A 16272-nucleotide genomic window follows, 5' to 3' on the forward strand; every position below is an offset into this window, starting at 1 on the left:
GTCATTAACGTAATCACATCCTTACAAAGTTCTTGTTCATAACCAATGACCTGCTCTTTTTTGTGGAAGATGATTTTGGTGCCTGGTTACCTAAATAACTGAGAAGCCTGTTCATGGCTAAAGTGTAACAACTGGCCTTCGTGTGACGGAGGCAATTAAAAGACTTGATGGTTCAGAAGCATTGAAATGAGTTTTCGTAATTGGGGTTTCTTGTAGTTCAGATCTGAGCCTAAGTTCTCCGAAACCACATCACAATAGGGTGTAGGAAATTCGACCTAATTTTTCAAACCATTACGGTGGTAATGGTTACTCCCTCTGGCATGCTCAGGCCCTGTTTTCCAAAGCGTTATGCGCCAAGGGGGGGCTGGCTCGGGCGCAGCATGGTCGAAGAGGGACTGGTTAATGGAGAAATTAACTGCGCTGTACTTGGCCAGTTGGCTGACTTACCGCTGACCGACATGACCCATGAGTGCTGGCTTAAGGCCGGTATCACCTACCAGGACGAGGTACGTGGCAAGCCGGTAGTCAAAATGATGAAAGGCTCGGACAAGAGGATCGGCCGGGCGCTGTGCCAGTCACTCCGGGTACGCCGTGCCGTGGCACAGTTCGCTGGTGGGGAGCAACCGCATTTGGTGATTGACGCCATCGAGCCGAGCCTCGGGCGGGACTTGAAGGCACTGCTTGTTCACAGTCATCCCGGGCTGGAGTTGGCTGAAACCCAGACCTTGCCGTTGAACGGTGAGGTCATGGCCAAGTGGCATGAGGATTTTGACCGCGAGGAGCTTGCCGGCACCACGGAACTGACCCGATACCTGGTCTTGCTGCTACCTGAGCAGGTTGAGTGCTTCCTGTGGGGCTTTGCTGGCCTGGGCCAGCATGGCTGTGTTCGCTTCCTTAAGGATCGACTCCTTGGCTAGCCGACTGGTTTCCCGGGCGAAATCAGTATCTCTGATCCGGCTATTGCTGGCTGCCACATTTTCTGAGGTCTGGGATAGATTATTTATGGCGTGGGAAAGCCGGTTTTGGGCTGCGCCAAGCTTCGCACGTTCACTGTCTACATACTTCAGTAACTGATCAAGTTGCTCAATGGTCTTATTAGGGGCACCAAGTTGAGGGTCTAGAATCGAGACTGAATCAATTGGTAGCTCGATCGGCTCAATACCCAACACTCCCCCATAACTCAAAAGCGGGTCATAATTATTGCTTTCAATGCCCTGGAGAGAATAGTCGGTATCGCCGACTGAACCGTATTAATATACCGTTATCCTCTCTAACATATGCTCTAATTTTATCTCCGAACTCTTCGTTGACTAATTCAGGTAAATCCTCAATAGAAACCTTACCATCCAACTCTAGAACAAGAGGTGGCTCTTTATGAGTGTAATCTCTGAAGATTACTTTATCACCAGGCATTGAGTGCCAAAGTCTCTTAGCAAGACGATACGTAGAAGTAACTAATTGATCATTGTCGATACCATTTACATCTTCACCTTGGTAGTTCGCTAGATCAGGAAATTCTACGAATATCGCTTCACCAGCATCGGCACCGATTTGAAATGAGCGCTCACCGGCTGTACCGTTAAGCAATCGCTGGCCTCCAAAGCTGGTGGTTTCTGTTATCCGCTTTAACTCATCTTTTAATGCATTGAATTCCTGATGAATTGCATCATGGTCTTCAGGTGAATTGACCCCATTAGCATACTGCAAGGTTAGATCACGCATTCGCATGAGATTATCGGTGTACTCGGCCATCGCACCTTCAGCCGTCTGAAGCATTGAGGTTGCATCACTGGCGTTACGGATAGCTACTTCGAATCCCGAACGCTGCGCCTGCAGGCGGTTGGAGATCTGCAGTCCAGCCGCGTCATCTTTGGCGCTGTTGATACGGCTACCTGATGCCAGCTTCTTCATGCTATCGGCGTGCGACGAGGTTGCTCGGTGCAGATACCGCTGGGTGAGTTTGGCTGTTGGGTTCGAATTGACAATCATGATATTGCTGCTGGCTATGGACAATATTGATACATAAGCATTTATTATGCCATCTATAGCACTGCATGCGGTGTAAAAGTTTCGGTTTATTTGGGTTTAACTCTATGAGGCGGCAAGACATATCCCCTTGGCGGGGTAATCATTGCCAACAGGGGACAAAATTGTCGTTTTTCCTATCTCTGTAAGTAAGTGATTTATAAGCGTTGTTACCGCACAACGGTCGTTATCTATGAATGCATGAATTAGCTGTTGGGATTGTGGCTTAACTCAAAATAACCAAACAAACGCCTGTTTTTTCTTGACAATTAGGATTCTTAGATTAAGATTCACTTAACAGCGCTAATCACCTCTCCTTACCTTCGCGTAAGTGATGGATTAGCCTTTTTTTTATCTGAAATTCCACTTCATGGCAGAAGACATTCAAGTAAAACCTTTTTTAGACTATCCCGACCTCGTCGCCCTGATGCGGAAACGTGGCATGGTTATTCGCAACCCTAAACGAGCTGAACGGAAAATTGCTCAGGTCGGCTATTACCGTCTATCAGGGTATTATCATTCCTCACGGCGTTACTATTCCGATGACAACGGAAACAAAATACTGACCAGTGAATTCCAGCAGGGAACGTCATTCGATGAGCTATTTAAACTCTACCTTCTGGATAAACAACTACGCGTTGAATTTACCAACGCGCTTGAACGTATCGAAATTTATCTTCGGACAATAATCGCCCATGAGCTTGGCCGTATTGACCCACAGGCTCACTTGAAACCAAAGAACTTCACAAAAGATGCTTTTAAAGCTGGTGCGGTAATTTATTACGAGGATGTGATTAAACGTTATAATAAGCTTATTGCTGATAGCAAAGAAGAGTGTATTGCCCACCATCAAAACACTGGACGCCCTATACCGCTGTGGGTTGGCTGTGAAACTTGGGATTTTGGTATGATCTCAAAGTTTTACTCTATTCTGAACGGCAAAAACAAGCAAAGGATTTGTGACCGTATTGGGGTAACAGGCAAGGACTCGCAGGATATCGTTGAGAACTGGCTAATTAACTTAAATGGTATAAGAAACCGTTGTGCCCATCATGCTCGCCTGTTTAACCGACCAAATATCCGTGGATTGAAAACACCTCGTATTGGCTACTTCAATACTTTGCAATTAGACCTGCATGCTAAAAATAAGCTTTACGGGGTTATTGCTGTAGTGTGGTTTTTACTTAAACAGATTGGTACTAATTCACAATGGATTCGTCGTGTCGCTGATATTGTCGATACCCTGCCATCTCTGTCTGGTATTTGGCATCACTCAATGGGTTTTGAAAAAGATAGTACGGCCTTCCCAAGGCGTAAGTTTCCTGAGTCTATTCACCTAGAAGAAAAAATACCTGTTCTACCATCTCATGAAGTTACGAAACAGGCGTTTGATGAGTTCATTGCTTCACTTGAGCAACTTGATGAGCTCAATGAAGATCAAAAACAATTCTTGTCGCATCTGCCAGCAGCTCTTGAAGACGCTTATATAACTATGGATGACAAAGTTAAGTGATAGTACCCCTTCAGTATGAAGGGGGCGCGCACTGCTGCAGCCGGTACTAATAAGCCACTTTTTCAGAATCCTTAATCCTTGAACGAACAAGAAACAGACCTCCAGCCATAAATGTCATTAACCATCCAAAATCAGGTCGTTAATCACTAACAAGATAGGTGGCATGGTGTAAACCTAAAGGGAATACGCCAAAAAGGAGCCACCCTTGGACGTTTACCTGCTTATCGCGCCGGCCAGTGTTGATATGTCGGCTTATATCGCGGACCATTTCCATCACCCTTTTATCATTGATCCCCAGGCCATTCACTCTGTCGTCGGGGCAAGGACGCTGCCAGCATCGCACGTTCGACTTCCTTCTCACCAAGCAGGTCAGGTTATCCAAGCGCAGCGACGCTGTTGTCTGGACAACATTCAATGACACTCCCAGGCAGCGGGCCCAGAACATGCTGCCTTACCGGGACCTTGATCATGTAACTTTCCATGCGGTCTATTTCGATGATGGACGAACAGAGTTATGCCCTCCCAAATATCGTGAGTGGTTTGATTCAATTTCCACGGTGGATGTGGCAGAACTCTGCAGGGAAGAGGCTGTCGATTAGGGTTCAGGCCATTATGCTGCCTTCATCAATAATAACTACTAATCTAATCGTACTTCCATTTAAAATCATGATGTTAAATGGAGCTGGTGAGCTGTGTGATATTGACCGGTATGTATTTTGTAATTTATTACGAGAAATTACAGAAAATATGTAATTACATGTTTGAATCAATTGGTTAGAGTTTTCCCGTACCCACTGACGGAGAAGAACAATGCAGAAACTAACCAAACACGACACCATGCTTTGGATAAATCACGCGATAGCTAATTTTAAAAGCCTCGGTAAAAACCAAAAGGATTTAGCCGCCAGACTGGGCGTAGAAGAAAGCCGGTTGAGTGAGATGAAAAGCGGAGCCGGCGTTATCTCTCCGGTGTTAATGGAAAAGATTGTTGATCTATGTGGTGCTCCGCGTCGTAATCCTGGTCGATTCGAGACGGTTGAGCTTTACGATAGCTTAGATACTTTTTTCGAGTTGTTTGGTCCTGTCACAGAGAATCGGTTCTTACGGCAGCTGCTAAAAACCTTCAATAGTAAAGCCTATATCGACCTGATAATTAAACACTGTGAACTGGAGGAGGGTAGTCACGAGTGTACGAATGATGAGGATAGAAGATCGCTCATTATGTCCAGGATTGACGAGCTGGTTCGATCGGAGGAATTTAATGTTATCTGTGATGAATATAATGAACACTTGCGTACCCAATCTTCATCTCTTTCAGATAATGGAGTGTTTCGGTGGGAGAATTGTCAGCATTCAAAAAGTTCCTATCGAAATGACCATTTGAAAATGAGTGGCTTGTGTATATCTAATTCTCACTCCTTTCATGCCATGTATTTGTTATGGTTACTTGTTGGTAAATTTGATAACTACCGTTTAGGCAGTAATGAAGCGGTTAACCTATCCCACATTAAAGAACTGTCGCCGGTGGTATTGACCGGTAATAAGCTCATATCTATTTGTAATGATTATTGCGTAAAAAGCCTTATAAACGATGGTGTTAAAACCGTTTATGGATTGGCTGACAATTACACTGAAATACATGAGTGTCGAAGCATTTATAATAGAAATTTCAGAGACGCAGATAAAATCAGCCATACCCCAGACATGTGGCGTGATGTGCGCTGTGAATTATATTTAACTGAAAATATGAATTATCACTTGTTAATTCATTTGGCACCAAAACACATTATTACTGGTTTGGATATGTCAACTTATGACGAAAATGCCTCAGTCTGTGAAAATAGTTACTTCGGGATTATTCAAAAAGAGGACAGGGCTGCGGTTATCACTAACATCAATCCATTAGAGTTGTTCCGGCAAATAGAGGAAGTCAGGAAGTGGTGTGGACTGCCTGAAGACTCATACTACGAGTTGAAAAAGGAAATTGCTAAAGCTGGTGGCTATGTACCTGGGGCTAAGGTTCTTTTCTGATTGTTTACTTGGACTCGGGAAGTCAGTAAACCAACTAGACACGGAAGTGATTCAGCGCTGTTGATGGTCCGGCAGTAACACCGGCCATGTACCACCAGCAGCGCTGCGTCTTGGTTAACTGAACCGATAAATCAGCATATAATTCAACATAGCTATTAAAAACCGACACCAATAATCTGGCAGTTTTTATAAATATCATCACCATCCCAGGACCAGACCATCGGCTCTGTTTCCATCACAGTGCACGGATCACCAAGAAGCGTTTTGTTTTCTGGCATACTTATAACTCGTTGGCCTCTGTACTCCCAAAGACCACTGTATTTAGGTCGGTGTCTCATGCTTACAACGTTGGTCATGCCACAAGAATTTGATAGAGGTTCGCTGGTGTTACGCCAATAAGAGTTTTCGCCATTTCCAATGGCGGTGAACTCAAGATCGTAAGTATTAATGGATAGATTGCATGTTATATTCTGTGTTTCATAATCAAACTTCATCAAACGGTGCGTAAGGGATTTTGCCTCATCAATATTTTTTAATGGGCAGGCAGAAAGAATAGATTTCACCTTGTTATAGTGTTTTTTCTTTCTTTCATCACTGATGTTGGCAATAAACTCATCCATTCCCTTAAGAGTTGCGCTATCACATAAAGATCCGTTTAGTTTGTCAAGGTTTCCAATCTCCATTTGTTTAGAACCAATCTTGGTTAGTTTTGCCTCAAATTCATCCTGAGATATGATTTTTTGAGAAAGTAAAATCTGGTTAAAGGTACATTGCATTTTTTTGTCGGATATAGATTTGCATTCGCCATTAAGGATCGAACTCATAATATCGCCAGACTTTGGCTTTAACGTAAACATGGAAGGGACCTTCAATGTTTCTGCTTGTGCATTTACGGCCAATGTAGCCATTAACCAATACCAACGACTCATAGGAACACCTTACTTTCTTTGATTTCTAGATCATTTAGATGTTGCACAAGTAAGACTAGATATGAGCTCTCTAGTTTAGAGCTACGAGGTTGATAAAATTAGACAGAGATCACTAACCCAACTATCTATAATTTAATCAGTTTTGGATGTTCGTTTTGGCACAAAGATCACTATTGTAGGTCTAGGGGTTAGTCTAAGTCGGTTATGTCCCTTCAGGGTTGGAGAAATCAGTTATTGAAGTAGCTAGCTGTAGGAAAATGTTGAGTCTCGAACACCAGAGTGTTAATGGCTTATGAGTCAATACACTTAATGAGGTGTTACATTAAAAATTCAAAGCCAGTGAGTCCCATCTGACCACGGCTATAAGTCCGGCTGGCTGCGGAGCTTGTAGCATTTCGCCTGAATGCAGAGCTCGGGCGTTAACCGCTTGTCGTTAAGGCCCTTGAGAATCACAGCCCCTTCATGGCGCTCACTGTTCCAATCACCATGAAGTTGCCCTTGTCGGTGTTCACCGGCGTGGTGACCGGCTCGACAATGGACGTGTTCACATACACCGAACTGACATAGCTACCGACATCGTGGACGAGAACCGGAATACTTTCTGCAGGGACAAACGGTTTGAGCAACCCACCAAGGAAGCCCAAATCTTCCTCGAGACTTTCATCAGTTGCATTCATGCCACCTATCGCCAACGGCAAGAGGAGTAAAAAGTGCAGATAAACGCTAACCTGTAAAACATATATCCTCCTCGTTACTTGTATTCGACGGCCATTGACTGTGTGTTGTTGACCTTGACCCACGCCTTGGCCACCACGTCGGCCCAGAACTCAGAGGTCAGCAGCTTGCTGATACTGAAGTTCGCGCGCGAATAGTTCTGGATCATCTCTACCTGATAGCGTTCCTGCAGGGCTGTGCGGACTTCGTAGTGGGTCTTGATGTCATCGACGAGGCCTAACGACTTGGCTTGGGCGCCGGTCCACAGTAAGCCGGTAAACAGGTTCTCGTTGTTGGTATCGAGCTTGTCACCGCGGCCTTCCTTTAAAGCCGATACAAACTCGCCATAGAGCGGTTCAAGGACAAAGGTTTTCAGGTGCGCCTCGGCATCGGGATCGCGGGGTTTGAACGGGTCAAGCAATGTCTTGTGCTTGCCTGCCGAATAGGTACGGCGCTCGATATCGATGTGCTCAAGAAATTTATCAAACCCCCAGCCGTCCATCCGAACCCCGACTGAGCCAATCAATGAGTTCTTATGGGCAAAGACCATGTCGGCACTGCTGGCGATATACAGGCAGGCTGATGCGCAGAGTTCGCCGATGCTGAAGTAAATTGGCTTGTTGGTGGTGTCGCGCATCGACATGATGGTACGGTGCAGCTGCTCGGCCTGTACCGGGCTGCCCCCGGGTGAGTTGGCTTCAACGATAATCGCATGGGCCAGCGTGTCATTCATGGCGCGCTCGATGGCTTCACTGAGGATCACGCCGTCGCCGGTATTGGAGCCCCGTTCAACATTGCCTTCGAGCTTGATTAGTGCGATATGCGGGACCGGCATGTTGAAAAAATGGTTGATGTAGAGGGTGTTGCCGATAGCAAAGACAACCCCGAAAACGATAGCTCCCACCTTGATGTAGTTGGCGCGGGTATTGTTACGGTAGCGGCGCATAAAATCGACTAAATGGTTCTTTAAGGTGGCCATAAAGGGTTCCTTACATACGTTGATACTGGCGGATAATGGTTGTGCCAAGAATGATGGTGATCCCGATAAACAGCAGCGGGGCAAACCGCCAGGCGATCTCGCTGGTAATTGGCACCACGATGTAGAGATACATCAAAACCAGCACGACAAAAATCATTCGGAACGACAGTGCCGCGGTCTTGATATTCTGGGTTGAAAAATGGTTCATTCGCAGCCGGTAGGTGTAATAGGCATCGGCGAAGAAGGCGAATATCAGCACTCCGGCCATTAACATCCACTCAAACATCATGTTCAGCCTGAGCATCGCCCGGTAGGCCACCAGCTTGGTGTTTTCAATCGCCCGCTCGGTGAAGTCGCTGTACGACACCAGAAATTTATTGCGCTTGCCACGTCGGTCTGGCTCCGGGTAGGGCACATACATCCCATTAATAAACCCCTCGACACCGGTCTCGACGAACAGGGCCCGATACCACCTGGCTGAACGATCTACGACCTCGTCGGCGCGGGACTCGGTCAACATCTGCTGGGTGATATTGAGCTCGCGGTTGAGCTGCTCTCGAAACTGCTCGGGCTGGACCATGAACCACAGGTAGAGCAGGGTCAGCAGTACTGAGGTACACACCAGATAGGCCCAGCGATTGGCGTACTCCCGGTCTTTGAGGAGAAGGTCATTGCCGCTCCGTTCGAAATCATCGTATTTATCCGCCATGCAGGCCTCCGAATAACAGGGAGTCAGGCTCGGACACCAGTGCGTTGATGCGTGCTTGCATCGGTTGCTCCTGGGAATAGGTGAGAATATCCATTGCCCGTAAGTGTTGGCGCGTGACGATGTGGTGCATCAGCAGTACGGTTGCCTGGCGCCGGACCGTGGGAGCAACGTCCCGGTAGTCACTGATCTCGACAGTGAACTCATGCTGGCGCAGGAAATCCAGCAGCGGGGACTCGTAGGCATCCCAGATTTCGACCTTGACCGGGTCGGTGCTGGTTACCAGGTAGCAATGCAGGTGGGAGATGGCATCGAACATGGCCAGGAATGTTGCCTTGTAGGCCAGGGTACAGTTGTTGTGCTTCAGGTATGTCTGGGTCCAGGCATGGTGCATCTCCTCCAGGGTCATTTCCAGTAGTGTCGATTCCTGACGGTGGGGCGGTGCCGGCAGCTGGTCGGTCAGCATCTCACAGACACTGAACTGCATTTCCTGTAGCGACGGCCATTGCCGCACCTGTTTCGCCAGCCCGTCGCGCAGGGCTTTGGGCAGCTTGCGGGTCAGGTAGAGATAAGGTGTTTTGTCTTCAAAAAAACTCATCATTCCTCCCTTGGCTCTACGGGTAGGCGAAGCAAGATTTTGTCGCCGTTGGAAAATGAACAGATGGCCTGAAGGTTAGGGAGCGACGCCACCAGCCAGGGTGGAAACAGCGAACGCTCCTCGCCGGTTACCCTCACGCCGGCACCGCCACCAAACTCTGTTATGCCTTCGGTCGTGTGGGTGGCGTTTGATCTCATCGTGGACTCGCGGTTGATATCGGCTTCGTTGAATTTTTCACTGACAAATTCTTTGGTAACCGAATCCTCGCAGCGCAGGGCTATGGTATTGGCGCACAGGCCCTTAACCCGGTCGGCGGTGGCGGGCGAGGTTTTCTCGACAATGTCTGGCATGCTCTGGGTGGCCAGTATCAGCTCGAATTTACTTTGGCGTCCGACGGCAAGCAGGTCGAGCACCGACTCGTTGAGGGCGTTATGGGCTTCGTCGATCATAAAGCTCACCTGGGGCTCCTTGCCGGAACCAAAGTTGTAGCGCTCTGCCGAGGCGGCCGCCACGGCGCTGGATGCCAGCTTGGATATCGCCCCGGAAATAATCGGGTCAGTCAGGCCGTCGGTGGCCATGTAGAGCACCCCGCCGGAGTTCGATAAGTCCCGCAGGTTGACGACTTTCGGGTCGTTATCCATAACCCCGTGGTCGCTCGGCGACAGCAGACGAGATAGCGGGTCGGAACACAACTGCTCCAGCACAGCGTTAAGCGAGCCGGTCTTGGAACGTACGGCGTTGGGATCCTGACTGTACTGGTCGATAATGCCTGACACAGCTGGTTCCGGATTGTCCTTGGCCAGCACTGTGGTATAGAACTGGCACTTGGCTTCAATGGGCTCTTTTGACAGGGCGGTGAAACGAGCCTGAATGGCTGACTGCCAGTTCTCGCCAAAACGAACTTCAAAGTAGCGGTTAAGGGTTTGTTCGACCAATGCCACCAGGCCTTCTCGCAGGTAGTAGCGGATGCGCATCAGGGTCGGCTTTTCGCCGGTGTATTCCATGGCCTGGACTATCTGGTTCACCCGCTCCCAGCAGAATGAACGGAAGACTTCGCCGGATGAGCCGCCGGCCGGAATGGTGTTGATCACCCGGGTGGCAATTTCGGTCGAGCGGTTATAGTTGGCCAGGCAGTCGATGACGCACGACTCCGAGGCATTCGCCGGCGCAAAATAATGGAAGTCATCCGGACGCCCCTGCCTGATTAGCTCGGCCTTAAGGCCCTCGCGGAGCTCCGGGGTGTTCTTGGGGTCAATCAGAATGAGCAGGCAGTTGGGATCGGACCACAGCTTATTGAGGGCGATGAGCTTGAGCAGGGTGGTCTTCCCGGTGCCAGGCAGGCCGACGATGATGCAGTGGGCTCGCCAGGTGTCGTGACGAACGGTAATTGCCTTCTCATCGTCCAGCCCCATCAGGAATGGTTCGCCGCCCAGCACCTCGGTGATTTCAGGGTTGTGGTCGATGAACTTTTTCAAAACTGGCGGGACGGTCAGGGCGCGACGGTGCGATGGCAGCGCGGCAATCCGGTACATGCTCGACGCATGCTCCGGGCCATATCGGTATCCGGTGCCGAGGTAGGAGCGATTGGGGTCTTTTAAGGTTTTCTGTCGCACGTCTTCTAGCGTCTCGACCACCAGCCGGTTGGAGCACAGCTTGTTTTGGATTTTTATCACCGGCCAGGCTTGGCGAAATCGAACCAGAGCCATCAGCAGGCAGGCAATGAAGGCCATCCCACAGAGCGCGAGTGCGTCCGGTACTTTGGTGCTGCCGCTGAAATAGTGAACCAGCAACGACCAGCCACCGTTGAGGGCAAAGAAGACCGCGGCCAGACCCCAGATGAAAGATTGCTTGAGCTCGAAGATTTCCCGGAAGTAGTTATCGACGGTGTGCATCTGCAGCTGCTTTTTCATCGCTTAACTCCCTCTTTCAATAAGCCGATATCCCTTGCAAGGTGGCTCGACAGAATGATGGACTCGGTTTTCTCATTGATAGTGAGCGTCTCGGGCAGTTGGCTGGCGTTAAACTGCGTGGTGACCTTGCCCATTGGCGAAACCAGCGGGAAGATTTGTTTGGCCTTGCTGGCGGTGACGCCGAGTATTTCGCACAGGGCCTGCAAGATATTCTTGTTGCTCCTGAACGCGGCCTCACCAAATCCCGGCACTTCCACCAGCTTGAAGCACTGTTTCTTGTCGCCTTTAAGACCGTCGATGATGGCCACGGGATCCAGTGCCGGGTAGAGGTCAGCCAACTGCTCAATGGCACTGATGGTGATCATCAGGTGGTGCTGGTCTTTGGAAAGCAGCAGGGTATTGGCTGACACCTGACCGTCGAGATACCCGCGAAGCGCCAAATAGACCAGACCAAGCGCGGCAGGCGAACACTCCTTGCAGCTACCCTGTTGCTCTGACTTGGACTGTCGCGACTGTTGGCGCTGGGCTGGTTTTTGTACCACCGGCTTATTGGCACCCTGCTGGTGGTCAGTGCCTGACGATACTGGGGGAGTCATGGTTAACCCCGGTGCCGGCTCCTCTGAGCCTGAAGCGACCGCCCCCGGTTTCACGCCAATGCCCATGCCGCCCCATTCTTCGTCCTTGTCGGTCGCGGTTTGGTTAGAGGCCGGTGGCATGGTCGTGACATTAGGTGCTGTATCGGGACCGTCGTTGGCAAATTTGATGGCCGTTTTTTTCCGGTTGGGCTTGTCGGTTGCCGGAGCGTTACCGGGCTTATTTTTCTTGCCCGCAGGTTTCTTCGGTTGACTGTTTTTGCCGGCGCCAGTGGAAGGTGATTTTTGCCCCGCTGCGCTTTGTTGTCCCGGCTGCACAGTATTAGATGCAGTACCCGCTGGTGGTGTCTGTGATGCTGCCCCCTGCGCCGGACTTGATTGAACGGCAGGACTGGAATTCGACGCCGGTGCTGAAGGTTGCTGTATTGGTGGCTGAATCGCAGGTTCGATATGACCGTCGTAATTGAAGGCCGTCTTGAACTGCCTGTTGGGCTCGGTATAGGTCACGTCCCCGTTAACGGCGATATTGACAGTTTCGCCGTGCGAAGAGAGCAACAGCTGGCAGTCAGTCAGAGACGGCGGGACAATACTGTAGTCATAGGCCACACCGACAAAGTTAAGCCTGACGACATTTACCTTAACCTGAACGTTACTCTCATCGTGGAATACCAGTACCGAGGTGTTGGACTGTTCATGGTTACGGATGACGATAGCGCTGCTTTCCAGCAAGGAAAGGACAGCCTTTGGATCTACCGGAACACGGTTCACCTGAAAACTATTGATGGTTTTAATGATGTCTTCAATAGCTTCGGGGTATCTGAGGTACACCTCGTCATGGATAACAAACAGGCGTGAATTGGGTTTGTTAACCTTTTTCCATTTGTTTTTCCGGCAGTCTTTAATGGCATTGAGCAGGGATTGCTCCAAGCCGGAGCGGCGTTTACCCAGTAGCTTATGGAACTGGGTTTTGAGGTCGCGTTCTGCAGACAGGTGATCGGCGGTACGGACACAGACCTCGATATACCCGTCGCGCTTGTTGTAATTTTGTAGGGCACTGACGATAGGTGCAGAGAGATCATCTGTAGGGTCAAAGAGCCATTTTTTGACAATGCCGTTAATCATTGAGGTGATCATGATGGCCGCTATTTTTTCATGACCACGGTGAGCCCGGTGTGGATTCCAGACAATGTGATAGCGCTCGACGTTGTTCTTGTCTGCCCATTCGTAGATGGTTTCGGCCTGGGGTTGCCAGATCACATCTTCTGCGCGCATGCTGACTACATTGATATCCGAGATGATTTTTCCGCAGTCATGCATCACCCCGCAGAGCCAGGTGGCAAACTGCCAGCGCGGCTCTCGTCGCCGCTCCACATCCTGAAAGCCAATGGGTTCAACTTTGCGGTTCTTGGCCAGACGCAATGACATGAGGCCAACTTCCAGACAGTGGCTAATCAATCCGCCGACTTCATTGTGGTGATGGTATTCGCTGGCAGGCAGCAAGTGATAGTAGCCAATCAGCTTGTTAATCACCGGCAGGTACGTATTGGCAAAACACGGGAATTTTTCATCAGGAGTCCCCATCGTCATGCCTGACGAGAGGAAGGTCTCCTTGATAACAGACCTGAAGGCATGCCCGATACTGGCTTCATCAAGCAGTGGGATACCTTCGGCACTGGGCGGGTATTTGATCATATCACTGACCAGTGCCTGCAGCTCATTGATTCTTGCCTGCTGCGACTCGGCATCAAAGAAATCCTTGCCGTAGTAGGCGCGCTGCACTGCCTTTAATGACAGCTTCAAGGGCAGGGCGACGTAATGGCTTAAGGTATCCCAGGCTTGATTTGACATAGACCCACCTTATCCGGCTTGTGCTGACAGGTGTTCATCGATGTCAATTTGCTTGGCAGTATCAACACCGTTCGCTGGGGCTTCGGGTGCTTTTTCAACTGCCACCGCTTCGGGCCCGGCATCGGTTTCGGGCTTAGCGATATCGGCATCGTTAGTGGCGGTCTCGGCCGGACTCTCACCGGTCATCTCGATATCGTCCAGGAAGCTTGATACCTGGGTACGGACCTGGTTTCGGATCCTACCGCCTGAGCTGATGGCCTTGAGCTGGTTGGTAATACGGTAAATATCATTGTTGAGTGTGCCGAACGGGCGGATTGCGCGGAGTCGGACATTGCGCATCTGGGAGTCTGTAACTAGCCCCAATAGCCAGTAGCCTTCGATGCGAGAAACCAGCCCATCAATGATTTCCAGTTTTTTGATCACGTCGTTAAAAATCCAGTGGGTAACCGGCACGAGGTGATTGAAATAGTCCGGCGTGACAATTGCCGGAACAGTGGCTTTGCGGTGAGCTCGCTTAATAGCGCGGGCTTCGCGGCGGAACTCTTCGATCCCATCGTTGAGCTCATCGAATAACGGGTCAAAGTTTGCGGTCACGGCCTGACGGTGTGACTCATCATCATCGGTGTACTGCAGTAGTGTCGCGACACGCTGTATGGCACCGAAAAATGCCCCGCCTCGCTCAGACAGGAACAGGTGGACAGTTTCACTCTTACAATCGATATAGCGCTCAAGGGCGCGGCGTTTGATCTCGATCTCAGCCATAGTGGTCTTCCTTAATCGGTTGGCGTTGTTGTTCATCTTCAACGGCCTCGCGCAACATGAGGAGGCCTGCGGTTTCTAACCGGGGTACAAAGATCCCTTGCTGCTTGCAGAAACGACGAAGCATCAGGCGCTCTTGTTTCAAGTTTTCCCGATAGCAGTCTTGCAGGTATCGGTACATGGTCAGCAGCGGGGCTAGGTGGATATCCAGACGGTCATAGAGCGCCATTTCGGCGTCAGTCATGTATTTGTACAATGTTGTGCGTGAATAACTGCCGTCCTCCTCTGCTGGTATTAGGTAGTTACGTTGTCGTGCCTTGCTCAGCTGGTCCGGTGTCAGGCCTGCATAACGTTTGTACCGCCCGGTATGTTCACGCGAGTAATCGCATATACGCAGGCGATAAGTCATTGCCTTATCCCATAGGTCATTTTTCGAAGAGCGGTAGCTAAACCCGATCAAGACATGCCCTATTGAGTTCTTGGTAGTCTCCCTTGACTCATAGCATTCGCCGCTTTGCTGTTTGTGGGGAGCCCGGTAGTGCTGCTCAATGCAGTGCTGGATTTTCTCAACACACTGAGTGGCATCATCCGTGATACGTAACCGCCAGCTTTCAAGTTGCTGTTGCGTACTAATGACGTTTTCTTCGATTGGCATACATGCCTCCCTTCTACGTCAGGTAATTGTCGGACTGATTTACAGCACGGTTTTCCATTAGTGAGACGATTTTCACTAGTTAATTGGGTTTTTGAGGATATTGCCGAGAGCATGGGAAGGGGGCGTGAAATCAAGCAAGGCGTCGCGCCCTGACTATCAGGTGCCCACCGAGCCAAATAAGTGGGTCTACAAAGCAGGAGTTAATCCACATGGGCCTTCTGTCATTTCGCGATAATTTGCACTCACTTTTTATTTATGGGTAATTCATATGATTTATTTATTTCTTTTTCGAGTCGCTGTTTTGCTCTGGATTCTGATCTTCTTGGGGGCTGTAGTTGCTCGCTGGCTAGGACTGTTTTGATGATGATGGCCAGGGTCGATGATGGATCCTGGCTAAACAAGGAAGCTCGGCTGGAAGTTAAGCAGTTTCTGCCGGCGATTCCCACCGCTCCGGGCCCGGCTACCTCCTCGGGTGGTTTGTGGTCCGTTTTCAACTATCTCCGTTCATTTCCTGCAGCCTACCGGTCTTCAGCCTGGCTCCATAGCTTGTATATGGGCTTGAACGTCCTTGCCTGACCCTGATAGATATTTGCCTTCACGGATAACACCATCTATCGCCAGTCTTTAGTTATCTGTGGCGACTGTCCAATCCGGACACAGACATCAGGTATTGCCGGTAACCCTGGAAGCTGCCGGCTATTAGGATGGTTTGCTGTCGTCAGGGCTCGAACAAGTGCTCCGGCATACAGGGCTCAAGCCGGGCTAGGGCTGAAGATGGTCGATACCTGAGTATATCGGTGTGTATTGTCGGGCATCACTACCGATACGGACAGGCTCTCGGGTAAATCGTGGTGGTTGTCGGGCATAACATCTGATACGGGCAGGGCCTTGGCTTTGCTATAGAAATCGTCGGGAATGGCGACTGATGCGGGCTGGCTTAACCTGTGTAGGCTTATGGTTGGGCATGGCATCTGATACGGACAGGCTCTGGGGAGTAATTCACCGAATCGGT

General features: G+C 49.7%; 14 protein-coding genes and 1 pseudogene. 3 read left to right on the forward strand and 12 right to left on the reverse strand.

What is annotated here, in order from left to right; all coding sequences use genetic code 11:
- The first annotated feature begins 302 nt into the window (after window positions 1–302).
- On the forward strand, window positions 303–917 hold the full coding sequence (locus tag Q0852_RS19395; RefSeq protein ID WP_299020990.1) for a hypothetical protein: 615 nt from the start codon (window positions 303–305) through the stop codon (window positions 915–917).
- On the opposite strand, the pseudogene Q0852_RS19400 reads toward Q0852_RS19395, so the two are convergent.
- Together Q0852_RS19400 and Q0852_RS19405 are read right to left on the reverse strand one after the other, a co-directional pair.
- Window positions 825–1079 (reverse strand): annotated as a pseudogene (locus Q0852_RS19400) (flagellin); the annotation flags it as partial. The gene Q0852_RS19395 and the pseudogene Q0852_RS19400 overlap by 93 nt on opposite strands.
- A gap of 127 nt (window positions 1080–1206) precedes the next feature.
- Entirely contained in the window at window positions 1207–1989 is a 783-nt protein-coding gene (locus Q0852_RS19405; RefSeq protein ID WP_299020992.1) for a flagellin B, read from the reverse strand.
- A gap of 406 nt (window positions 1990–2395) precedes the next feature.
- On the opposite strand from Q0852_RS19405, the gene Q0852_RS19410 reads away from it, so the two are divergent.
- Window positions 2396–3538 (forward strand): Abi family protein, encoded by a 1143-nt coding sequence (locus Q0852_RS19410; protein ID WP_299020994.1) that lies wholly within the window; start codon window positions 2396–2398, stop codon window positions 3536–3538.
- A 139-nt stretch (window positions 3539–3677) separates the two neighbouring features.
- On the opposite strand, the gene Q0852_RS19415 is transcribed toward Q0852_RS19410, so the two are convergent.
- Window positions 3678–3983, reverse strand: coding sequence for a hypothetical protein (locus tag Q0852_RS19415; RefSeq protein WP_299020995.1), 306 nt, complete (start codon window positions 3981–3983; stop codon window positions 3678–3680).
- Between the two features lie 365 nt (window positions 3984–4348).
- On the opposite strand from Q0852_RS19415, the gene Q0852_RS19420 reads away from it, so the two are divergent.
- Window positions 4349–5569 (forward strand): helix-turn-helix transcriptional regulator, encoded by a 1221-nt coding sequence (locus tag Q0852_RS19420; RefSeq protein ID WP_299020998.1) that lies wholly within the window; start codon window positions 4349–4351, stop codon window positions 5567–5569.
- Window positions 5570–5724: 155 nt separating this feature from the next.
- On the opposite strand, the gene Q0852_RS19425 is transcribed toward Q0852_RS19420, so the two are convergent.
- From Q0852_RS19425 to Q0852_RS19465, 9 genes are all read right to left on the reverse strand, one after another.
- The gene (locus Q0852_RS19425) at window positions 5725–6498 is read right to left on the reverse strand and encodes a hypothetical protein (protein ID WP_299020999.1); all 774 of its coding nucleotides are present in this window, start codon (window positions 6496–6498) and stop codon (window positions 5725–5727) included.
- Window positions 6499–6947: 449 nt separating this feature from the next.
- Window positions 6948–7175 carry a hypothetical protein gene (locus Q0852_RS19430; protein ID WP_299021000.1) on the reverse strand — a complete coding sequence of 76 codons (228 nt, stop codon included), beginning with the start codon at window positions 7173–7175 and terminating at the stop codon, window positions 6948–6950.
- 74 nt (window positions 7176–7249) lie between these two features.
- Complete coding sequence (locus Q0852_RS19435) at window positions 7250–8191, reverse strand: S49 family peptidase (protein WP_299021003.1); 942 nt, start codon at window positions 8189–8191, stop codon at window positions 7250–7252.
- Window positions 8192–8201: 10 nt separating this feature from the next.
- The gene (locus tag Q0852_RS19440) at window positions 8202–8900 is read right to left on the reverse strand and encodes a DUF4400 domain-containing protein (protein WP_299021005.1); all 699 of its coding nucleotides are present in this window, start codon (window positions 8898–8900) and stop codon (window positions 8202–8204) included.
- The gene (locus Q0852_RS19445) at window positions 8890–9498 is read right to left on the reverse strand and encodes a hypothetical protein (RefSeq protein ID WP_299021006.1); all 609 of its coding nucleotides are present in this window, start codon (window positions 9496–9498) and stop codon (window positions 8890–8892) included. The genes Q0852_RS19440 and Q0852_RS19445 overlap by 11 nt, the downstream gene beginning before the upstream one ends.
- Window positions 9495–11405, reverse strand: coding sequence for a conjugative transfer system coupling protein TraD (traD, locus tag Q0852_RS19450; RefSeq protein ID WP_299021008.1), 1911 nt, complete (start codon window positions 11403–11405; stop codon window positions 9495–9497). Before traD ends, Q0852_RS19445 begins: the two co-directional genes overlap by 4 nt.
- Window positions 11402–13846, reverse strand: coding sequence for a MobH family relaxase (gene mobH / locus Q0852_RS19455; RefSeq protein WP_299021010.1), 2445 nt, complete (start codon window positions 13844–13846; stop codon window positions 11402–11404). The genes traD and mobH overlap by 4 nt, the downstream gene beginning before the upstream one ends.
- A 9-nt stretch (window positions 13847–13855) precedes the next feature.
- Window positions 13856–14608 (reverse strand): hypothetical protein, encoded by a 753-nt coding sequence (locus Q0852_RS19460; protein WP_299021013.1) that lies wholly within the window; start codon window positions 14606–14608, stop codon window positions 13856–13858.
- Window positions 14601–15260, reverse strand: coding sequence for a hypothetical protein (locus tag Q0852_RS19465; RefSeq protein ID WP_299021014.1), 660 nt, complete (start codon window positions 15258–15260; stop codon window positions 14601–14603). Before Q0852_RS19465 ends, Q0852_RS19460 begins: the two co-directional genes overlap by 8 nt.
- Window positions 15261–16272: the final 1012 nt, after the last annotated feature.

Source organism: uncultured Photobacterium sp. (genome assembly GCF_947502415.1).
Classification (GTDB): Bacteria; Pseudomonadota; Gammaproteobacteria; order Enterobacterales; family Vibrionaceae; genus Photobacterium.